This window comes from Nocardioides marinus (genome assembly GCF_013408145.1).
In the GTDB taxonomy this organism is placed as follows: Bacteria; Actinomycetota; Actinomycetes; order Propionibacteriales; family Nocardioidaceae; genus Nocardioides; species Nocardioides marinus.
This window is the reverse complement of sequence record NZ_JACBZI010000001.1, coordinates 3,683,830-3,704,599: the sequence shown is the minus strand read 5'-3', so window position 1 is coordinate 3,704,599 and position 20,770 is coordinate 3,683,830. Positions and strand designations below refer to the sequence as shown.

19 protein-coding genes are annotated in these 20,770 nt (G+C 72.5%); 12 read left to right on the top strand and 7 right to left on the bottom strand.

Annotated features, from left to right (window positions below; translation table 11 throughout):
- The first annotated feature begins 84 nt into the window (after positions 1-84).
- Positions 85-1,740: an ATP-binding protein gene (locus tag BKA05_RS20405; protein WP_179532556.1), complete on the top strand. Its 1,656-nt coding sequence runs from the start codon at positions 85-87 to the stop codon at positions 1,738-1,740.
- Here BKA05_RS20405 and BKA05_RS17405 read toward each other — a convergent pair.
- Genes BKA05_RS17405 through BKA05_RS17385 form a run of 5 tightly spaced genes read right to left on the bottom strand, consistent with a single transcriptional unit; the run spans position 1,692 to position 6,353 of the window.
- The gene (locus BKA05_RS17405) at positions 1,692-2,585 is read right to left on the bottom strand and encodes an NAD(P)H-binding protein (RefSeq protein WP_179532555.1); all 894 of its coding nucleotides are present in this window, start codon (positions 2,583-2,585) and stop codon (positions 1,692-1,694) included. The genes BKA05_RS20405 and BKA05_RS17405 overlap by 49 nt on opposite strands.
- Positions 2,586-2,633: 48 nt before the next feature.
- Positions 2,634-3,659: a sensor histidine kinase gene (locus BKA05_RS17400; protein WP_179532554.1), complete on the bottom strand. Its 1,026-nt coding sequence runs from the start codon at positions 3,657-3,659 to the stop codon at positions 2,634-2,636.
- A gap of 54 nt (positions 3,660-3,713) precedes the next feature.
- On the bottom strand, positions 3,714-5,228 hold the full coding sequence (kaiC, locus tag BKA05_RS17395) for a circadian clock protein KaiC (protein WP_218842441.1): 1,515 nt from the start codon (positions 5,226-5,228) through the stop codon (positions 3,714-3,716).
- Positions 5,225-5,518 carry a circadian clock KaiB family protein gene (locus tag BKA05_RS17390; protein ID WP_179532553.1) on the bottom strand — a complete coding sequence of 98 codons (294 nt, stop codon included), beginning with the start codon at positions 5,516-5,518 and terminating at the stop codon, positions 5,225-5,227. Before BKA05_RS17390 ends, kaiC begins: the two co-directional genes overlap by 4 nt.
- Before the next feature lie 19 nt (positions 5,519-5,537).
- Positions 5,538-6,353, bottom strand: coding sequence for a response regulator transcription factor (locus BKA05_RS17385; protein ID WP_179532552.1), 816 nt, complete (start codon positions 6,351-6,353; stop codon positions 5,538-5,540).
- Positions 6,354-6,588: 235 nt separating this feature from the next.
- On the opposite strand from BKA05_RS17385, the gene BKA05_RS17380 reads away from it, so the two are divergent.
- Positions 6,589-6,954 carry a response regulator transcription factor gene (locus tag BKA05_RS17380; protein WP_179532551.1) on the top strand — a complete coding sequence of 122 codons (366 nt, stop codon included), beginning with the start codon at positions 6,589-6,591 and terminating at the stop codon, positions 6,952-6,954.
- On the top strand, positions 6,951-7,955 hold the full coding sequence (locus BKA05_RS17375) for a response regulator (RefSeq protein ID WP_179532550.1): 1,005 nt from the start codon (positions 6,951-6,953) through the stop codon (positions 7,953-7,955). The genes BKA05_RS17380 and BKA05_RS17375 overlap by 4 nt, the downstream gene beginning before the upstream one ends.
- Position 7,956: 1 nt before the next feature.
- Here the strand turns inward: BKA05_RS17375 and BKA05_RS17370 are convergent, their stop codons facing one another.
- Positions 7,957-8,736 (bottom strand): MerR family transcriptional regulator, encoded by a 780-nt coding sequence (locus tag BKA05_RS17370; RefSeq protein WP_179532549.1) that lies wholly within the window; start codon positions 8,734-8,736, stop codon positions 7,957-7,959.
- Positions 8,737-8,891: 155 nt separating this feature from the next.
- On the opposite strand from BKA05_RS17370, the gene BKA05_RS17365 reads away from it, so the two are divergent.
- From BKA05_RS17365 to BKA05_RS17325, 9 genes are all read left to right on the top strand, one after another.
- A complete protein-coding gene (locus BKA05_RS17365) occupies positions 8,892-10,103 on the top strand; it encodes an acetyl-CoA C-acetyltransferase (RefSeq protein WP_179532548.1) in 1,212 nt (403 codons plus the stop codon).
- Positions 10,104-10,141: 38 nt separating this feature from the next.
- Complete coding sequence (locus tag BKA05_RS17360) at positions 10,142-12,361, top strand: 3-hydroxyacyl-CoA dehydrogenase NAD-binding domain-containing protein (RefSeq protein ID WP_179532547.1); 2,220 nt, start codon at positions 10,142-10,144, stop codon at positions 12,359-12,361.
- 149 nt (positions 12,362-12,510) lie between these two features.
- Complete coding sequence (locus BKA05_RS17355; protein ID WP_179532546.1) at positions 12,511-13,236, top strand: ATP-binding cassette domain-containing protein; 726 nt, start codon at positions 12,511-12,513, stop codon at positions 13,234-13,236.
- Positions 13,211-14,746 carry a hypothetical protein gene (locus tag BKA05_RS17350; RefSeq protein ID WP_179532545.1) on the top strand — a complete coding sequence of 512 codons (1,536 nt, stop codon included), beginning with the start codon at positions 13,211-13,213 and terminating at the stop codon, positions 14,744-14,746. The genes BKA05_RS17355 and BKA05_RS17350 overlap by 26 nt, the downstream gene beginning before the upstream one ends.
- Positions 14,747-14,935: 189 nt before the next feature.
- Positions 14,936-16,216 (top strand): acyl-CoA dehydrogenase family protein, encoded by a 1,281-nt coding sequence (locus tag BKA05_RS17345; protein ID WP_179532544.1) that lies wholly within the window; start codon positions 14,936-14,938, stop codon positions 16,214-16,216.
- The gene (locus tag BKA05_RS17340; protein WP_179532543.1) at positions 16,213-16,992 is read left to right on the top strand and encodes an SDR family NAD(P)-dependent oxidoreductase; all 780 of its coding nucleotides are present in this window, start codon (positions 16,213-16,215) and stop codon (positions 16,990-16,992) included. Before BKA05_RS17345 ends, BKA05_RS17340 begins: the two co-directional genes overlap by 4 nt.
- Positions 16,985-18,055 (top strand): phosphotransferase family protein, encoded by a 1,071-nt coding sequence (locus tag BKA05_RS17335; protein ID WP_179532542.1) that lies wholly within the window; start codon positions 16,985-16,987, stop codon positions 18,053-18,055. The genes BKA05_RS17340 and BKA05_RS17335 overlap by 8 nt, the downstream gene beginning before the upstream one ends.
- Entirely contained in the window at positions 18,055-18,723 is a 669-nt protein-coding gene (locus BKA05_RS17330) for a histidine phosphatase family protein (RefSeq protein ID WP_179532541.1), read from the top strand. The genes BKA05_RS17335 and BKA05_RS17330 overlap by 1 nt, the downstream gene beginning before the upstream one ends.
- Positions 18,724-18,779: 56 nt before the next feature.
- Positions 18,780-19,889 carry a VanZ family protein gene (locus tag BKA05_RS17325; RefSeq protein ID WP_179532540.1) on the top strand — a complete coding sequence of 370 codons (1,110 nt, stop codon included), beginning with the start codon at positions 18,780-18,782 and terminating at the stop codon, positions 19,887-19,889.
- 82 nt (positions 19,890-19,971) lie between these two features.
- Here BKA05_RS17325 and BKA05_RS17320 read toward each other — a convergent pair whose 3' ends face one another.
- Positions 19,972-20,727 (bottom strand): SDR family oxidoreductase, encoded by a 756-nt coding sequence (locus tag BKA05_RS17320; RefSeq protein WP_179532539.1) that lies wholly within the window; start codon positions 20,725-20,727, stop codon positions 19,972-19,974.
- Positions 20,728-20,770 lie beyond the last annotated feature (43 nt).

The following is a 20,770-nucleotide window of genomic DNA, read 5'->3' as shown; positions in this document are numbered from 1 at the left end:
GCACGCCCCCGGGGAGAGTCTCCTGGTCCGAGGAGCGGACGCCTGCGAGGATGGCGGCTGAGCTCAGGGGGTGCAGTGGGGTCCGTGCGACGTACGTCGGTGCTCGTGGGCGCCCTCGCACTGACGGTCGTCGGCCTGGGCGTGGTGGTCCTCGCAGGCTGGGCGTTGGACCAGGAGCGCCTGACCCGCGTGCTACCGGGCCTGGTCGCCATGCAGCCGGCGACCGCACTGGACTTCACCCTGCTGGGCATGTCCACGGCGATGCTGCACCTGGGATGGGCGCGGGCCAGGGTGCCCGAGGCGGTCCCGCTGCTCGCGGTCCTGAGCGTGGCCGCCATCGCCGCGACCGCCCTGGTCACGGAGGTCGCCGGGTGGCGCTACCCGATCACGGTGCTCGGCGACATGTCCCAGAACGAGGGACGCATGTCGGGCATCACCGCCGTCGCCCACCTCGTCATCTGCGTGTCCCTGCTGGCCGCCGTGTTCGGCCGACGCCTGGTGGCGCACGGGGCCGGCGTCCTCGCGCTCACCCTGGGTGTGGTGGGTCTGTCCGGCTACGCGTTCGGAGCCAGCGACCTCTACGACGTCGGCTACTTCCAGACCCTGGCCCTGCACACGGCGCTCGGCATCGCGCTGCTCGGCCTGGCCCTGGTCTCGGCCAGCGGGGAGGTCGGCCTGACCCGACTGGCCCGGTCGGGCACGATCGGTGGCCGGCTGGCTCGGACGCTGCTGCCGGCCGTCATCGTGATCCCCACGGTGCTGGGCTGGCTGAGCGTGTGGATGATGCGTCACGACTACGGGCCGGGCTTCGTCATGGCGCTCTACGCCACCTGCGTGGCGCTGCTCAGCGGTGGCCTGGTCTGGCTGGCGGGGGTGCGCCTGACCGACGCCGACGTACGCCGGAGCGAGGCCGAGGAGGCGCGGGCCGTGGCGGACCGAGCGCTGGCTGAGCTCGAGGTCGCCTCGCAGGAGCTGCGGCTGGCCAACCGTGACCTGAGCGACTTCACGGCGGCCGCCGCCCACGACCTGCGCGGCCCCCTGAGCGCGGTCGTCCTCGGCGTGCAGATGCTGCACACGGTGGGCGACGCGCGGTACGCCGATGTCGTCGACCGGGTCGAGGGTGCGGCCGAGCGCGGGATGACCCTGATCGACGACCTGCTCCAGTTCGGCCAGGTGGGGCAGGTGCCGGTCGAGCCCACCCGCCTGGACCTCGAGCCGCTCGTGGTCGAGGTCGTCGCCGCCGTGGAGGGCGCCACGGGGCGCTCGGTCCGGCTCGAGGCGGGCACGTGGTCGCCGGTCCGAGCCGACGAGAGCCTGGTCCGTCGTCTGCTGACCAACCTGATCGGCAACGCCGTGAAGTACACCGAGGGTGAGGGCGTCGTCGACGTCGGGGTGGCGGCCGAGCCGACCGGGGACGGCAGGGTCCTCGTCCGGGTCAGCGACCGCGGGCTCGCGCTGCCCGAGGCCGAGCGGGAGCTGGTCTTCGAGATCTTCAAGCGGGGTTCCGCGGGCGCCAGGCACTCGACCGGCACCGGTGTGGGCCTGGCCGTGTGCCGCCGCATCGTCGAGCGGCACGGCGGCACGATCGCCGTGGTGGACCGGCAGGGCTGGTCCAAGAGCTTCGAGCTGACGCTCCCGGCCGCGGAGGCGCCGCAGGCGGCCCGGCAGTCAGGCCCGGGCGATCGGCCGCCTCATGCCCGGTCGTCCTCGGCGAGGGCCCGCCGCACCGCCTCGGCGTAGGTCATCGGCTCCCCCGGGACCACGTCGCGGATGCTGTAGTCGGTCTGCAGCACCTCGGTGCCCATCGACTCGATGAGGTTGCCCGCGGTCGTCGCGTCCACCCCGGTGACCAGCTTGATCCACCACTCGCTCAGCATCGGCGTACCGACCGGGACCTGCAGGATCGGGACCCGCCGACCGTGCATGACCTCGCCGGCCTCCTGCAGCATGCCCTTGTAGGACAGCTGGTCGGCGCCGCCCACCTCGTAGACCTCCCCCTTCGCCTCGTCCCGCCCGGTGACGCCGACGAGGTAGCGGATGACGTCCTGGACGGCGATCGGCTGGGTCCGGGTGGAGGCCCATCGCGGGACCACCATCGCGGGGAGGTTCTTCACCAGCTCGCGGGTCATCTCCCAGGACACGCCGCCGGCACCCACCACGATGGCGGCGCGCAGCACGGTGACCGGGACCCCGGCCTCCCCGAGCAGCTTCTCGACCTCGCGGCGCGAGCGCAGGTGGGGGGAGAGGTCCTCGCCGTCCTTGCCGAGCCCGCCCAGGTAGATGATCTGCTGCACGCCCTGCACCGCGGCAGCGAGCCCGAAGGCGGTGGCGGCCTCGGCGTCCTTGCGCTCGAAGTCCTGGTCGTCGAGGGAGTGCACGAGGTAGATGGCGACGTCGACACCCTCGAGCGGCTCGGCCAGCGACCCCGGATCCCCGACGTCGCCGTGCACCGGTGTGCCGGGCCCGTCGTAGGACTCGGGGCGACGCGTCATCGCCCGCACCTCATGGCCCTCGGCCACCAGCGCGGGCACGAGGCGGCGCCCGATGAAGCCGGTGGCGCCGGTGACGAGTACGCGATAGCCCATGGCGCCAGGATAGGGACGCGAGGCCCCGCGGCGGGTCACCCGCGTGCGCTAGTCCTGAGGGGGCCGGACCGCGCGTGAGGGGAAGCTGCACACGAATCGGGTCCCACCGCCGAGCACGTTCTGGTGGTGCAGCGAGCCGCCGTACGCCTTGACCAGGGCCCGGGCCATCCACAGGCCGTTGCCCTGGACGGCCCGCTCGCCGGTCTCGCCGCGTTGGGCGAAGCCGATCTGCAGCCGCTGCTTGATCTCCTCGCCGATGCCCTCGCCGTGGTCGATGACCTCGATCACGGTGGCGTCGCCCCGGGAGTGCGCGGCCAGGACGACCGGCGGGCGGCCATGGGCGAAGGCGTTGTCGAGGAGCTCGCGCAGCACCGACCAGACGTGGCTGGACACGGCATGGACCATCTGGCCCGGCTCGATGACGACCTCGACCTCGCTCCCGCGGCCCGGCCAGGAGGCGAGCCCCTCGGTGACGACGTCGAAGAGGTCGACGGCGTCGAACTCCTCGGTGACCAGGGAGGCGCGGTCGCGCAGCAGGCCGCCGGTCCAGGACGTCAGCAGGTCGGAGAGCTGCTCGAGGCGGACCGAGAGCAGCCGGACCATGCCCTGACGCTCCCGATCTGTCATGTGGTCCCAGCCGGCCAGCAGCTCGTCGATGATGAGCAGCAGCGCCGTCGCGTTGTGGTTGGCGTCGTCGTAGACGACAGCGAGGATCTCGTCCTGCTCGTCGAGCCGGCGCTTGAGCTGCTGGTGCTGCTCGTCGTGGCGGGTGAGGTCGCGCAGGCTCACGACGAACGCCAGCCCATCGCCCATCGCCACCTCGTTGGCGATCATCTCCGCGGCGCGGAACTGTCCGTAGGAGTCGATCACCTCGATCCGCTGCGGGACCCCGGTCAGGATCGGGCGGCCCAGCGAACGACCCGCCAGCGGTCCCCCGCGGGGGGAGAAGACCTCGTGGGCGGCTCGGTTGGCCCAGACCACGACACCGTCGGCGTCGACGACCAGCATCCCGTCCGGTGCGGCGTCGAGCAGACCGACGACGTCGGTCTGCATCTCGCCTGGCTCGGCGGCCATGGGCCTGCCTCTCGCATCTGTGTCGCCGGTGGGTGGTGAGGTACCGGGAACCGGTCAGTCGCCATTGAACATGTACCGCATGTCATCGTACTCCTCCTCGAGCACGGCCACCCGCTGAGGTGAGCCGGCCAGGATACCGGTGACGTCGCGGAACGGGGCGCGGATACTCATCCCATTGCTGTCGATGACGAACTCGTGGATCTGCTTGTCGTGCGTCGATCCCCGCAGCTTGAGCACCATGAACCCCCGACGCACCGCGCCGCCGATCTCCACGTAGCGCAGCAGCATGATCATGTCGGTCAGGGTCGAGATGTGCGCGTCGGTGACCGAGGTGGCGCCGAGCAGGTTGCGCGCGCTCGAGGTCAGCAGGGCCGCGATCTGGCAGTGCTTGATGTAGGCGGTCAGTCCGATGAGGAACTCGCGGTAGCTGCGCTCGGGGGCGATGCGCTCCAGGGCGCTGAGGGAGTCGATGGCGATCCGGTGCGGCTGGTACTCCTCCACGACCCGTTTGATCCGGACCAGGTGGTCCTCCAGCGAGCTCATCTCGGGGTAGGCGGCCTCGACGCGGACGAGGCCCTGGGACTCCAGGTCGGCGAAGTCCATGCCCCAGCCGGCCGCGTTGCGGAACAGCTGGGAGCGGCTCTCCTCGAAGGAGAAGATCAGTGATCTCTCGCCCCGGCTGGCGCCACCGCGGGTGAACTCGCTGACCAGCAGCGTCTTGCCCGTGCCGGTCGCGCCGGACACGAGGTTGATCGAGTCGCGGAACATGCCCCCGTTGCACATGTCGTCCAGCTCGTCGAGCCCGGAGTGGATCCGCTCGTCGGCGCTGGGTGCGTTGAGTGCGGTGTTCTCCAGCGTGATGACCACGATGCCGGACTGCGGGACGATGGTGAACGGGAACTCGCCGGTCAGGTGGTCCACGCCGCGCATCTTCAGCACCTCGATGGTGCGGCGGCGCGTCTCCTGCTCCAGCGCGTTGCGCAGCACGAGGACGTTGTCGCAGACGAACTCCTCGACCCCGTGGCGGCCGATCTGGCCGTACTCCTCGGCGCGCTCGCTGGTGACGATGGCCGTCACCCCCAGCTCACGCAGCAGGTCGGTCACGCGCATCAGCTCTCGACGCACGACGGTGGCGTCCTGGTACCGGGTGAAGACGGCCCCGACGGAGTCGAGTGCCACGCGGGTGGCGCCCACGGACTCCACCGCGTGCCGCAGGCGCAGCAGGAGGGCGCCGAAGTCGAACGGCCCGACCTGCTGCTCGTCCCGGTCGGGGTGGTACGAGGCGTCCACGAAGGCCCAGGTGCCCTGCTCCTCCATTCCGGCGATGTCGAATCCCAGGGAGGCGGCATTGGCCCGCAGCTGCTCGGGCCGCTCCTCGAAGGTGAGGAAGACGCCCCGCTGGTCGTAGTCACGGACTCCGTCGTGCAGGAACTGCAGCGCCAGCACCGTCTTGCCGCTCCCGGCGGTGCCGCTGAGCAGGGTGCTGCGGCCGGTGGGGAAGCCGCCGGCCAGCACGTGGTCCAGGCCGGGGCACCCGGTCGGCATCCGCTGGATCTGGGTCAGGCTCACGGGGCATCTCCTTCGGAGTCGGCAGGATCGTCGAGGTCCAAGGCGGCCGCGAGGGCCACGGGGTCGCTGAGGTCGCCCACCACGCGGACCTGCGGGGTGGGATGCAGCCGGAGGAGGAGAGGTGTCGCGACGATGTCGTGCTCTTCGGCGAGGGCAGGATTCTCGAGCAGGTCGATGACCTCGATCCGCACCGGGCCTCGCAGGTGCCGGCAGGCCCGCCGCAGCTGCTGCTCGACGAGTGCCGCGCGGGCGTCGCGGCCGAGCACGAAGAGCTGGAGGTGTGTCTTCATGAGGGGTACCACGTCATGATCACGCCAACGCTCCATCGTCGGCCTCCCCAGACTCGCGGCGCGAGTAGAGCGCCTTGCTTCGGTAGCGGCCGGCGAGCCGGCCCATGGTCTCCACGAGTGCCAGTCGGGCATCGTGCACCAGCTGACGCTGCGCCGTGGCGCTGGTGTCCCGGCACAGGCTCCGCAGGGCCACGATGTGCACGTCGGTCAGGTCGCGTGGCCCCGCCTCCAGCTCCACGAGCACCGCGGAGATGGCCGCCAGGCCGTCGCGCCGAGGTCCCTTCATGCCCTCGGTGGCGGCTCCGCGTCGTAGATCGACCCGGGCCTGCACTTCCTGAGCGTAGCGGTGCACGAGCGTCCCGAACACCTCTGGGTTGGCGCGGGCCAGTGCACCGGTCGTGGCGCGACGCCCCCCTGGGACCGGTCGGGAGACCCGCAGGAGGTCCTGGACGGCCGAGAGCAGGGTGCTCGGGTAGTTCGGGTCCCCGGCGGAGGTGCGGACCACGGCGTGCGCGCCCGCCACCAGGCAGCGCGAGGCCAGGTCGGGATCCGTCCTGAGCACGATGACCAACACGGGCAGGTGAGGCGCGACCGTCACCGTGTCCAGCAGGACCTCGATCGGAGCCTCGTGTGGCTGTGTCAGATCGACGACGGCGAGGTCGACGAGGGCGAGCCGGTCGGGCTCCGGGCTGGTCCACACCTGTGTCTCGACGACGCGCCCGGCCAGGGCGCCGAGGGTCTCGAGCTGCTCACGCGTGGGTGCGTGCTCCTGCGAGCTCGGGTCGATCAGGGCGAGACGCCACGATCCGGCTACTGCGGGGTTCCGGTCGTCCACGGTCTCAGCTCCCTCCCGTGGTGATGGTCCCGGCCGAGGAGGCCGAGGTCAGCCGAGACATGTCGTCCCGGATGTCATCGAGTCTCACCCGGGCTGTGTGAAGGAGGCGGCCGGAAATGCTGTGGTGCCGTGAAGGATGTGTGAGGCCGAGAACGACGTCGGCGGGGATAGGGTCCTCGCAGGACGGTAGGCCCCGTCTCTTCAGGACCATTGACTCTGTGATCGGGAGGTGGAGATGGCGCGGATCGTGATGGTCGAGGACGACCGGGACGTGGCCCGGCTCCTCGCCACCCTGCTGGTCGACGCCGGGCACGAGGTGCATGCCGCGGTCGACGGCGAGGAGGGCATCGCGCTGATCCAGCAGGTGCGGCCCGACCTGGCCCTGGTGGACATGACCCTGCCGGGAGCGCTGGACGGTCTCGACGTCACGCGCGCGGTCCGTGCGACCGAGGGACTCGCCGACCTCCCCATCTGGGCGCTGACCGCACGCTCGCGGCCGGAGGACCGGCAACGGGGCGAGGAGGCCGGTGTCTCGGACTACCTGGTCAAGCCCGACGGCATCGTCGACCTGCTGCCCCGCATCGAGGCGGCGCTCCGATGAGCGTCACCGGCGGCAACGCCGCGGAGGTCGTCAAGGTGCTCGTCGTCGACGACGACGTGCAGCTGCAGGGGGCGCTGCGACAGATGCTGACGCGTGCGGGGATGCTGGTGCAGGTGGCCGGTGAGCGCGCCGAGGCGCTGTCCACCGTCGCCGTGTCGGTCCCGGACGTCGTGGTGCTCGACCTGTCGCTCCCCGACGGAGACGGGGTGCAGCTGCTGTCCGAGCTGCGCACCTGGTCGGACGTCCCCGTGCTCGTCCTGACCGGCGCGACCGACCCGCGCCGCATGCTGGCCGCGTTCGAGGCTGGTGCGGACGACTACCTCCGCAAGCCCTTCGGGCCCGACGAGCTCCTCGCGCGCCTTCGGGCCCTGCTGCGCCGCCCTCGTGGAGGCGAGGAGGAGTCGGCGCAGCGCACCTACGGCGGGCTCGCGGTCGACCTCGCCGCCCGGACGGTGAGCGTGAGCGGCGTCCCGGTGCACCTGACGCCGACGGAGTGGCGCATCCTCGGCGCGCTCCTGGCCAATCCCGGCAAGCTGCTGACGCACCGCTGGGTGCTGGCGGAGGTCTGGGACGGCAGCCACGGCGACGAGACACGTGCCGCGCTGCGCGCCCACCTGCGCACGCTCCGGTCCAAGATCGGCGACGACGCCAGCGCGCCGCGGTACATCGCCACCGAGAGCGGGGCCGGCTACCGCTGGATCGCGCTGGAGGGAGCCGAGGAACCCCCGGCCCCCGGCCCGGCTGCCGAGGCGGAGACGGTCACCGACGTCGCCGAGCTGGTGCACGACCTCAACAACGCCCTGACGGCGGCCCGGCTCGCGGTGGCCTTGGCGCGCTCGCGCGCCGCCCGGCTCGCCGACGGGGCCGGCGAGGACGGCGACCAGCCGGTCGGCCCGCCGCTCGACGACGCGGTGGAGCAGCTCGAGCGGGTCGGCCGTCTCGCGCTGCGCATCGAGGCGACCGTGCGGGGCGAGACCGACCTCCTCGACGACGAGGAGTGACCTACCGGGAGCCGCGCTCCGCGCGGGCGCGGATGCTCTCCCGTCGCGTCTCGTCCATCGCCTGCTCGTAGGCGCTGACGAGACTGGCGATGGAGAGCGGCTTGATCCGCTCGACCACCTCGCGGATCGTCTCCGCCGATGCGCCGGCCTCCTTGTACGCCGGCCAGACCTGGGTCCGGAAGAGGTCGTTGAGCTCCTCGGCGACCTCGCGGCCGTGCCGGGCGTAGACCTCGGCGGCCGCCACGGCGGTCTCGGTGGGGAAGCCGAGCTCGATGAGCCCGACCCCGACCGCGAGCTGCGTCGCGGTCACCGCCCAGGTGTCCTCGCCAAGACGACGCACGATGCCCAGGGCCCGCAGCAGCTGCAGGTCGTCGGGGGTGAGGGAGCGGCCGGCGCGGGCGTCGAGCTCGGCGCTGCTCAGCTCCACGACGGCCTCGGCCTGCCAGGGGGCGAGCATCGTGCGGTGCAGGGCGATCTGCTCGGGGGTGGCGTCCTCCGGCACGGCCGCGAGGTACTTCTCGATGGCGGAGAGCGTGAAGCCGTGGCTCTGCAGCTCGCGGACGAGCTCGAGCCGGGACACGTGGTCGGCGGTGTAGAAGCCCGACCGGCCCCGCCGGATCGGCGGTGGGACCAGGCCCTTGGAGGTGTAGAAGCGGATGTTCCGCACGCTCATGCCGACCCGGGTCGTGAGCTCCTCGAGGGTGAGCAGCTCCTCGTCCTTGCTCTCGGGCCTCCCGGGGGAGCCCGCGCTCGGGGCGGTGACGCTCGACGTGGTGTCCATCACACCCCCTTCCGTGGGGTCCGGTCCTTGACGACAGTGACAGTAATGGTGTCACAATCGATACCACAACGTACTGCCGTGGTCAGCGACGTCCGCCCGCCCCGTCCGGGGCCGGTCCTGGAGCGCCACCTGACCACCGAGAACCGAGGACGGTCATGGCTGAAGCATTCGTGTACGACCACATCCGTACGCCGCGAGGCAAGGGCAAGGCGGCGGGCTCGCTGCACGAGGTCAAGCCGGTGGACCTGGTGGTCGGCCTGCTCGACGAGCTCAGGACGCGCAACCCGGGCATGGACCCCGCCCGCGTCGACGACGTGGTGCTGGGCGTCGTGACCCCGGTCGGCGAGCAGGGTGGCGACATCGCCAAGACCGCGGCGCTGGCCGCCGGCTACCCCGACACCGTCGCCGGTGTGCAGCTCAACCGCTTCTGCGCCTCGGGCCTCGAGGCCGTCAACCAGGCCGCCGGCCGGATCCGCGGCGGCATGGAGGACCTCATCCTCGCCGGTGGCGTGGAGTCGATGTCCAACGCCCCGATGGGCTCCGACGGCGGCGCCTGGGCCTCGGACCCGGCCACCGCGCTCACCACCGGCTTCGTGCCCCAGGGCATCGGTGCCGACCTGATCGCCACCCTCGAGGGCTGGAGCCGTGAGGACGTCGACGCGTTCGCCGCCGAGTCCAACCACCGGGCCGCCAAGGCCTGGGCCAACGGCTACTTCGCCGACTCGGTGATCCCGGTCAAGGACCGCAACGGCCTGACCGTCCTCGACCACGACGAGCTGATCCGCCCCGACACCAGCGTCGAGGGCCTCGCCGGCCTCAAGGCGTCCTTCGCCCAGATCGGCGCCGACGCCGGCTTCGACGAGGTGGCGCTGGAGAAGTACCACTGGGTCGAGAAGATCAACCACGTCCACCACGCCGGCAACTCCTCCGGCATCGTCGACGGCGCCGCGCTGATGGCGATCGGCACCGAGCAGGTCGGCGCCGAGCTCGGCCTCACCCCGCGTGCGCGCATCGTGTCGATGGCCGTCTCGGGTGCCGACCCGACGATCATGCTCACCGGCCCCGCCCCCGCCGCCCGCAAGGCGCTGGCCAAGGCCGGTCTGGAGACCAAGGACATCGACCTGTTCGAGATCAACGAGGCCTTCGCCGCGGTCGCCATGCGCTTCATGCGCGACATGGGCATCACCGACGAGATCACCAACGTCAACGGCGGCGCCATCGCCATGGGCCACCCGCTGGGTGCCACCGGCGCGATGATCCTCGGCACCCTCATCGACGAGCTGCAGCGCCGCGACCAGAAGCGCGGCCTGGCCACGCTCTGCGTCGGTGGCGGCATGGGCATCGCCACCATCGTCGAGATCGTCTGACCCCCGTACGCACGGCTTCGAAGGAACCTACTCAAGACATGAGCACCACCGAGACCCAGACCGCCGTCCGCTACGAGAAGGACGCCGACGGCATCGTCACCCTCACCCTCGACGACCCCACGTCGTCGGCGAACACCATGAACGACCTGTACCGCGCGTCGATCAACGCCGCGATCGACCGCCTCTACGACGAGCTCGCCGCTGACGAGTCGTCGGTCAAGGGTGTGGTGATCGCCAGCGCGAAGAAGACCTTCTTCGCCGGCGGCAACCTCAAGGGCATGGTCACCGCCGGCCCTGAGGACGCCGAGGACGTCTTCCGGATGGCCGAGGACGTCAAGGCCGGCCTTCGCCGTCTGGAGAAGCTGCCCAAGCCGGTCGTCGCCGCCATCAACGGGGCGGCGCTGGGCGGCGGCCTCGAGATCACCCTGGCCTGCAACCGCCGCGTCTGCGTCGACGACCGCTCGGTCAAGCTCGGCCTCCCCGAGGTCAGCCTCGGCCTGCTGCCCGGCGGCGGCGGCGTGACCCGCATCGTGCGGATGTTCGGCCTGCAGGAGGGCCTGATGGGCTTCCTGCTCGAGGGCAAGCAGTTCAGCCCCGCCGAGGCCAAGGAGAAGGGCCTGGTCGACGAACTGGTCGCCACCCGCGAGGAGCTCGTCCCCGCCGCGAAGGCGTGGATCCTCGCCAACCCCGACGCCCACCAGAACCCTTGGGACGCGCCCGGCTACAAGATGCCCGGTGGCTCCCCGAAGTCCCCCGCGCTGGCCGGCTTCCTGCCCGCCTTCCCCGCCCTCCTGCGCAAGCAGACCAAGGGTGCGGTCTACCCCGCCGCCCGCGCGATCCTCTCCGCGGCCGTCGAGGGCGCCAACCGTGACTTCGACACCGCCTCGCGGATCGAGTCGCGCTACCTGACGAACCTCATCGTCAACCAGGGCTCGAAGAACATGATCCAGGCGTTCTTCTTCGACCTGCAGGCGATCAACGCCGGCAAGCTGCGCCCCCAGGGCATCGAGCCGTGGAAGGCCACCAAGGTCGCCGTCCTCGGCGCCGGCATGATGGGCGCCGGCATCGCCTACTCCTGCGCCCGCGCGGGCATGGAGGTCGTGCTCAAGGACGTCTCGGCCGAGGCCGCGGCCAAGGGCAAGGCCTACTCGGAGAAGATCAACGAGAAGGCCGTCTCCCGCGGCAAGCTCACGCAGGAGAAGTCCGAGGAGCTGCTCGGCCGGATCACCCCGACCGACGACTACGCCGACCTCGCCGGGTGCGACCTGGTGATCGAGGCCGTCTTCGAGGACCCCTCGCTCAAGCACCAGGTCTTCGCCGAGGCCGCCAAGCACGTCAACGCCGACGCGCTGCTGTGCTCCAACACCTCGACGCTGCCGATCACCGAGCTCGCCGAGGGCGTGGACCGCCCCGCCGACTTCATCGGCCTGCACTTCTTCAGCCCCGTGGACAAGATGCCGCTGGTCGAGATCATCAAGGGCAGGGCCACCTCCGACGAGGCGCTGGCCAAGGCCTACGACGTGGTGCAGCAGATCAAGAAGACCCCGATCGTCGTCAACGACAGCCGCGGCTTCTACACCTCGCGCGTCATCGGCACGATGGTCAACGAGGGCCTGGCGCTGCTGGCCGAGGGCTGCGCGCCGTACTCCGTCGAGCGGGCGGCCACCCAGGCCGGCTACCCCGTCGGCCCGCTGCAGCTGACCGACGAGCTCAACATGGAGCTGATGGCCAAGATCGCCAAGGCCACCAAGGACGCCGCCGAGCGCGACGGCGGCACCTACGAGCCGCACCCCGGCTCGCTGGTGGTGGAGAAGATGATCGAGCTCGGTCGCCCCTCGCGCCTCAAGGGCGCCGGCTTCTTCGAGTACGTCGACGGCAAGCGCGGCTCGATCTGGTCGGGCCTGGCCGAGGTCTACCCGGTCGCCGAGGAGCAGATCCCGTTCGTCGACATGAAGGAGCGGATGCTCTTCGCCGAGGCGATCGAGACCGCGAAGTGCTTCGAGGAGGGCGTCATCGAGTCGGCGGCCGCCGCGAACATCGGCTCGATCATGGGCATCGGCTTCCCGCCGATGACCGGTGGCGCCGCGCAGTTCATGACCGGCTACGAGGGCCCCGAGGGGACCGTCGCCGCCGGTGAGATCGGCCTCGCGGCGTTCGTGAAGCGCGCCGACGACCTGGCCGACAAGTACGGCGAGCGGTTCCGCGCGACGCAGTACCTGCGCGACCTGGTGGCCAAGGGCGAGTCCTTCCCCGCCTGATCCTGCGTCGCCGAGACGTCACTGACGCACGCTCGAGCCGTCACTCCCGCACGGGGGTGGCGGCTCGAGTGCGTGTGCGAGTGACGTCTCGGCCGTGCGGAAGTGACGCTTCGGCGGTGGGAAGCCCCCGGAACGGTCACCATGGTCCGGTGGGTGAGGGAGAGCCGGACCGGGCGCTGGTCGAGGTGCGCGACCTGCACGTGCGCTTCGGCGAGGTCGAGGCCGTGGGCGGCGTGCACCTGACGGCGTACGCCGGTCGCGCGACCGCGCTCCTGGGGCGCAACGGGGCCGGCAAGTCCACGACGATGCGGGTGCTCGCGGGGGTGGTGCCGCCCACGAGTGGCAGCGTCCTGGTCGCCGGGCACGACGTGCGACGGCACCCGATGGCGGCCAAGCGCGCGGTGGGCTACTGCCCCGACGTCGGCGGCCTGGTGCCGCGGGCGACCCCGTGGGAGCACCTGCAGCTGGCGGCACGCCTGCGCCGGCTGCCGACGGGCTGGGAGCCCCGGGCGCGGGACCTGCTGGAGCGCTTCGAGCTCGGCGACGTCGCCCACCGGGTGACGGCCGGCTTCTCGCACGGCATGGGCCGGCGGCTCTCCGTGGTGCTCGCGGCGCTGCACGAGCCGCAGGTGCTGCTGCTCGACGAGCCCTTCGACGGCGTGGACCCCCTGGGGGTCGAGGCCACCCTGGAGGTCGTCGCCGACGCCCGCTCGCGCGGTGCCGCGGTGCTCGTCTCCACCCACCTGCGCGAGCTGGCGATCGAGGCCTGCTCGACGGTCTCCGTCCTGCGCGGGGGTGCCCAGGTCGCCGAGATGAGCGCGCTCGACATGGCCGGCGAGGAGGGGGCGCGTGCCTACCGCTCGCTCCTGGACTGAGGGCCTGCTGCGCGAGCAGGGGAGAGCCGTCGCGGACGTCGGTACCCTGCTGCGCTTCCGCGCCGCGCACGTACGCCGCCCGCGGGCCTTCCGGGCCGGCCTGGTGCTCTTCGCGCTGGCGACGACCGCGATCGCCGTGGTGCCGGCCCACCTCCCGGGTGCGGGCGGCCCGGGACGGGCCCAGGACGTGCTGCTGCTGCTCCCCACCGCGCTCGCCGGCCTGGTGCTGATCGCCGTCGTGTCCGCGGTGGCCTCCGGGGGCGGGCGCGAGCTGCTGGCCCGCGACCCTGCGGCGGTGCACCCGATCAGCCCCACGACCGACCACCTCGGGGCGCTGGTCCTGGCGCCGCTCAACATCGCCTGGCTGCTGCAGGCCTGGACCCTGCTGGGTGCGGCCTCCTACGGCGCGGGGGCGGGCCCGCTGGTCGCCCTGCAGACCGCGATGCTGCTGTGGCTGGTCCTGGCGACCGCCGTCGGGCAGGTCGTGGCGTGGGGTGTCGAGGGGGTGCGCCGGCTGCGGTTCGGCGAGGTGGGGGTCCGCCTGCTCACGGTCGCGGCCGTCGTGGCCGTGCTGCTGCTCCAGCTCGACGACCGGCTGGTGCCGCTGCTGGACCAGGTGCCGACGGTGCGCGTGGTCGCCGTGTCCGTCGGCGGCGTCACGGCCGCCTGGTGGGGCGTGGTCGGCACCCTGGCGGGGCTGTCGGTGGCCGCGGTGGTCCTCGGTGCGCTGCCGGCCCACCTCGCGACCCGGCGGGTTCCCCACGACGAGCTGCGCGTGGAGAGCGAGTCGCACCGCGCCCGCCCGTTGCCGCGCAGCGACCTCACGGTGCTCCTGCGCACCGACCGCGGCTCGGTGTGGCGCGCGGTGCCGATGCGGCGCGGCCTGGCCGTCCTGGCGATCGGCCCGGGGGTCGTCGCGCTCGTCGGCGACCTGGACTGGGTGCAGCTGACGATCCTGCCGGGTCTGGTCGCCTCCGGCGGCGCCCTGCTGTTCGGGGTCAACGCCTGGTGCCTGGACGGGCGCGGCGGGCTGTGGCGCGAGAGCCTCCCGGTCGGTGCGGGGACTGTCTTCGCCGCCCGGGCCTGGGTGCTCGCGGAGTTCCTGGTCGCGGCCTCCCTGGTCACCGTGGCCCTGGGCGGGCTGCGCGCCGGCGTACCCACCGCCACCGAGGCCACCGCCCTGCTGGCCATGCTGGCCGTGGTGACCGTGCAGGTGGTCGGCGCGGCGATGCGCTGGTCGCTGGCCCACCCGTACGCCGTCGACCTGCGCTCGGCCCGCGCCACCCCGGCCCCGCCGCTGATGATGGTCGGCTACTCCAGCCGCCTCGCGCTCTCGACCACCATGACGGGGCTGGTCTTCTCCGGACTGGCCCGGCTCGAGGCACCCTGGCTGCCGCTGCTGCTGGCCGTGCCGTTCCTGTGCTGGTCCGGCGCCCGGCTCGTGCGTACCCACGAGCGGTGGACCGATCCCGTCCAGCGGGCGCGCGTGGTCGTCACCGCGGCCGCCTGAGCGGCGGTCGCCCGGGGCCGGTTTCACCACCCGGGTGGTGAAACCGGCGCTTGTCGACCGGAACTCCGTGCGACGAGCGGCAGCTTCGGTCGGCCAGTCGGCCCGGACCGGCCGCTGGCCGGGGCCGCACGACACCACGGCCGCGGCACCGCCCCCCCGACGGACCGAGCGCCCGGTAGGTTCGCAGCCATGGACTTCGCACCCTCACCCCGGGCCGCCGACCTCACCGAGCGGACCCGCGCGTTCATCCGCGACGTGGTCGAGCCGGTGGAGGGCGAGTACCTCCGCGACCTGGCCGAGCAGCGGCGTACCGGCGACCCGTGGCGGCCGCTGCCGGTCATCGAGGAGCTCAAGGCCGAGGCCCGGGCCCGCGGGCTGTGGAACCTCTGGCTGCCCAAGGAGCACGCGGGGGAGTACGCCGCCCGCTTCGGCACCGACGGGGGCGAGGGCCTCACCAACGTCGACTACGCCCCCATCGCGGAGGCCACCGGCGGCAGCCACCTCGCGCCGCTGGTGATGAACTGCAACGCCCCGGACACCGGCAACATGGAGGTGCTGCTGCGCTACGGCACCGACGAGCAGAAGGCGCAGTGGCTCGAGCCGCTGCTGGCCGGCGAGATCCGCTCGGCGTTCACGATGACCGAGCCCGACGTCGCCTCCTCCGACGCCACCAACATGGCCGCCACCGCGGTCGTCCACGGGGACGAGGTCGTCGTCAACGGGCGCAAGTGGTGGTCGACCGGCGTGGGCCACCCCGACTGCCGGATCGCGGTCTTCATGGGGCTGCGCGACACCCCGGAGAACCTCGAGGCCGACCCCGGCATCGACCGCCACCACCGGCACACGATGGTGCTCGTCCCCCTCGACTCGCCCGGGGTGAAGATCGAGCGGCTGCTGCCGACGATGGGGATGTACGACGAGCCCATCGGCCACGGGGAGGTGTCGTTCACCGACGTCCGCGTCCCCGTGGGCAACATCCTCTCCGGGCCGGGCGAGGCGTTCGCGATCGCGCAGGGCCGGCTCGGCCCCGGGCGCATCCACCACTGCATGCGACTGATCGGCCTGGCCGAGATGGCCCTGGAGCGCGCCTGCCGCCGGGGCCTGGACCGGGTCGCCTTCGGCAAGCCGCTGGCCAACCTCGGCGGCAACCGGGAGCGGATCGCCGACGCCCGCATCGCCATCGAGCAGGCGCGCCTGCTGGTCCTGCACGCGGCGTGGAAGCTCGACGTGGGGGGCCCGCTCAACGCCCTCTCGGAGGTCTCGCAGATCAAGGTCGCGGTGCCGCGGATGGCGCTGGAGGTCATCGACTTCGCCATGCAGATCCACGGCGGGGGCGGGCTCTCCGACGACCACCCGCTGGCCGGTGCGTGGACCAACGCCCGCGCCCTGCGGCTGGCCGACGGACCCGACGAGGTGCACCAGGGCGTCGTCGCGCGCCTGGAGCTCGGCAAGTACGGAGCGAAGCGATGAGCGCCGCGGACTCCCGCCGGGTCCTGGTCACCGGCGCCGCCTCCGGGCTCGGCGCCGCGCTCGCCGACGCCTTCGAGGCGCGCGGGGACCGGGTGCTGCGGACGGACCTGCGCGGAGCCGAGCTGCGGCTCGACATCACCTCCGACGAGGACTGGGCGGGCGCGCTGGCCCACGTCGAGGAGACCTGGGGCGGGCTCGACGTGCTGGTGAACAACGCCGGTGTCGCCGGCGGCGGCCGGCTCGACGTCGCCCAGCACGACGAGTGGCAGTGGATCTTCGACATCAACCTGTTCGGCATGGTGCGCGGGCTGCGCACCTTCGTGCCGCTGCTCAAGCGGCAGGGCGCGGGGCAGGTCGTCAACGTGGCGAGCCTCGCGGGCCTCGTGCACCCGGCCGGGATGGCCTCCTACAACGCGGTCAAGGCCGCGGTCGTGGCGCTCACCGAGACCACCGGCCACGAGCTCGCCGCGCACGGCGTCACCGCGCACGCGGTGTGCCCCGGCTTCTTCCGCACCAACCTGATGGACTCCCTGCGGGGTGCCGACGCGGCCCTGGGCCAGGTGATGTCCTCCCTCGTCGAGGACTCGCCGGTCAGCGCGCAGGACGTCGCGGCCGCGGTCCTCGCCGGGCTGGACGCCGGCGACGAGCTGATCCTGCCCGACGAGTCGGCACGGGCCGCCCTGCACCTCAAGCGCGCCGACCGGGCGTCGTACGACGCGGTGATGCGGGCCCAGGCCGCCAACCTCGAGCGGATCGCGGAGGCGGTCGATGAGTGACACCAGCCAGAACCTCGCCCGCGCCGTCCGCGAGGAGGACTCCTTCGACGTCGAGGCGCTCTCGGCGTGGCTGGAGCGGCACGGCGAGCGGCCGGTGGTCGAGGTGCAGCAGTTCCGGGGTGGGGCGTCGAACCTCACCTACCTGCTGAGGACCGGCGACCCGGCCGCCCCGCGCGACCTGATCCTGCGGCGTCCGCCGGCGGGGCGGAAGGCCGCCGGCGCCCACGACATGGGCCGTGAGCACGGGATCCAGGCCGCGCTCGCGCCGGTCTTCCCGCACGTCGCCACGATGATCGGCCACGAGGCCGACGAGTCCGTCCTGGGCTCGGAGTTCTACGTGATGGAGAAGGTGCCCGGGCGGATCCTGCGCCAGGACTTCCCCGAGCCGATCGCGCCCGAGGCCGCCGACGCGCTGTGCCAGCGGGTGCTCGACGTCCTCGTCGCGCTGCACTCGGTGGACGTCGCCGCCGTGCCCGGCCTGGCCGCGCTCGGCCGGGGCGAGGGGTACGTCGGTCGCCAGGTGCGCGGCTGGATCCGCAGGCTGGACGGCTCGCGCACCGACGACACGGGCGACTGGTCCGACGTGCTGGCGTGGATCGAGGCCCACCAGCCCACCGACACCGGCCAGGTGCTGATCCACAACGACTACCGGCTCGACAACCTCGTGCTCGACGACGACCTCGGCGTCCGTGCCGTGCTGGACTGGGAGCTGGCGACCGTCGGCGACCCGCTCATGGACCTCTCCTCGATGATCGCCTACTGGGTCGAGGCCGACGACGACGAGCTGTTCCAGCTGTTCCGGCGCCAGCCGTCCAACGCCCCCGGCATGTGGACCCGTCGCGAGTGGGTCGACCGCTACTGCGCCGCGACCGGCCACTCCCCGAGCGAGCGCGACCTGGTCTTCTACGAGGTCTTCGGGCTGTTCCGGCTGGCCGTGATCGCGCAGCAGATCTGGTACCGCTACGTGCACAAGCAGACCACCAACGAGTCCTACGCGCTGCTCGGCCAGGTGGTCTCCTACCTCGAGCAGCGCTGCCGTCGCCTGGTCGCCGAGAGCGCCTGATGGGCCAGCTGCTGCTGGTCCGGCACGGCCAGGCGTCCTTCGGGGCCGACGACTACGACGTGCTCTCGCCGACCGGCTGGGAGCAGGGACGCCGCCTCGGCGCGCACCTCGCGGCCGCAGGGGTCGCGCCGACCGCGCTGCTGCGCGGCACGATGCGCCGGCACCGCGAGACGCTCGAGGCGATGTGCGAGGGCGCGGGCTGGTCGACGCCGGTCGACGAGGACGGGCGGTGGGACGAGTTCGACCACCTCGGGGTCATCGCCCGCTTCCCGGACCTGCCCGCGGACCCGCACACCCTGGACCGCCGTACCTTCCAGGCACTCTTCGAGCGGGCCAGCGCCCGGTGGACGGGTGGTGGGTTCGACGGGGAGTACGACGAGAGCTTCCGCGACTTCGGCGCGCGGGCCTCCGCGGCGCTGGCCGACGCGGTCGCGCGCGCCGGGAGCGGGCAGACGGCCGTGGTCGTCACCTCCGGTGGCGTGGTCGGACTGGTGGCGGCCGGGCTGCTCGGCGCGGCCGGCGACGCGCTGCCGGAGACCTGGCAGCGGCTCAACACCGTCGCGGTGAACTCCGGGGTCACGCGGGTCCTCGTCGGTCCGCGGGGCACCCGGCTGCTGACCTTCAACGAGCACGAGCACCTCGGTGGCGAGCTGCTGACCTACCGGTGACCTCGGCGGACCCCGCGGGTGGGGTCGAGGTGGGTGCGCGCGGGTAGGTTGCGGCCGTGTCCGACCAGGCCCTCAACGCGCTGACCGCGGTCGCGCTCGGGGGCGTGGTGGCGGTGGTGCTGTTCATCCCGGTGGCGGCCTACGAGTACCGCCGCGACGGGCGGCTGGGTGCCGGCGACCTGACCACGCTCATCACCGGTGCGGTCTACGGGCTGTCGCTGTGGACCTACACGCTCCTGCCGCTGCCGGACCGCGGGGAGTTCCGGTGCCGGGTGCCCCAGTCGGACCTGCTCGGGACGATCGGGCTGATGGGCTTCCCCGACGACGGGGTGCGGGTCTTCCTGCGCGACCCGGCGGTCCAGCAGGTACTGCTCAACGTGCTGCTGTTCGTGCCGCTCGGCGTCTTCGTGCGCCTGGTGCTGCGCCGCGGGGTGGTGGTGGCGACGCTGACCGGCCTCGCGGTCTCCTTCGCGATCGAGATGACCCAGCGCACGGGGGTGTGGGGGTTCTACGACTGCGCCTACCGCAAGTTCGACGTCGACGACCTGCTGGTCAACACCCTCGGTGCGCTGGCGGGCGCCCTGCTCTCGTGGCCGGTGCTGCGACGGCGCTCCGACACCCCGGCGCCGCTGCCCACACGGGTCACGTGGGGCCGCCGGATGGCCGGGATGCTCAGCGACGCGCTGTTCGTGCTGATGCTCGGCGGGGCGGTCGCCGTCGCCTGGCGGGGGCTGATGTTCTACGTGCTCGACACCGGCCCGCACCGGGCCGAGCAGTGGCTGCTGCAGTGGTCGGTGCCCTTCGCCGTGGAGGCGCTGTGCGTGCTCGGTCTCGGGCGCACGGTCGGCGAGATCGTCGTGTCCGTACGCACGGAGTCACCGCGCCGGTGGTGGACGGGTCCGGGCCGGCTGCTCAAGCTGGCCCTCGGCATCGGCCCGGTCTTCTGGCTGGTGCTGGCGCCGATCCCCTACCGGGGGCAGCTGCTGGCGGCGTACCTCGTGCTGACCGTGGTCGCGACCTTCTGGACCCGGGAGCACCGGGGGCTCTCCCACGCGCTCGCCGGGCTCGAGCTGCGGGTGGCGGTGCCGCCGGGAGCGCAGCCGGAATCGGTGGCCCAGGATGCGGATCGACCGGCGGAGGGTTCGACTGATGTCAGTCGAACCTGATGGTTCGCGGTCGAAGGTTCGACCGCGACGTGCAAGGTCTGACTGACATCAGTCGAACCTTCCGCTCCGCGCGACCGACCCCTCAGATCAGCTTCTTCAGCACCGGCAGCGGGGCGTGCTTCATCACGACCGACATGGGGGCCCACGGCAGGGCGGGGACGCAGGCGGAGTCGACCTGCTTCTCGATGGCGGCGACCATCGCCTTGACGCCCTTCTCGGTGGAGGCCATCAGCGGGGTGGACTGCTGGACCTTCTCGTTCATCTCCGAGGCGATGTAGCCGGGGTAGAGCACGGTGACCTTGATCTTCTTGGCCAGCGGGGTGCCGTGCAGCTCGGTGCGGATGCCCTCGGCGAGGTGGGCGACGCCGGCCTTGGTGGCGGCGTAGGTCGTCATCGACTTCGGCATGCCGCGCATCGCCGACATCGACGAGACCATCACCAGGTGACCGTGGCCCTGGTCGCGGAACACCTCCATGGCCGCCTCGCACTGCGCGAGCGCCCCCAGGAAGTTGGTCACCGCGGTCTCGCGGTTGGCGTCGGCGCGGCCGGTGCCGATCGCCGCGCCCTTGCCGAGGCCGGCGTTGACGACGTAGCGGTCGAGGCCACCGAGCTCCGCGCGCAGCGCCTGCGTCACGGAGGTCACCGCCTCGTGGTCGGTCACGTCGAGTGCCGCGATCGCGACCCGCCGCGCGGGGTGGGCGGCGAGGATCTCGGCCCGCAGCTCCTCGAGGCGGTCGGTACGCCGCGCGCAGAGCGCGAGGTCCTCCCCGTGGGCGGCGAGCTGGCGGGCCATCTCCGCGCCGAGCCCGGAGCTGGCGCCGGTGATCAGGGTCGTCATGGGCCCATCCTCGCGCACGGGGCGTGGAACCGCGGCGGCCCGG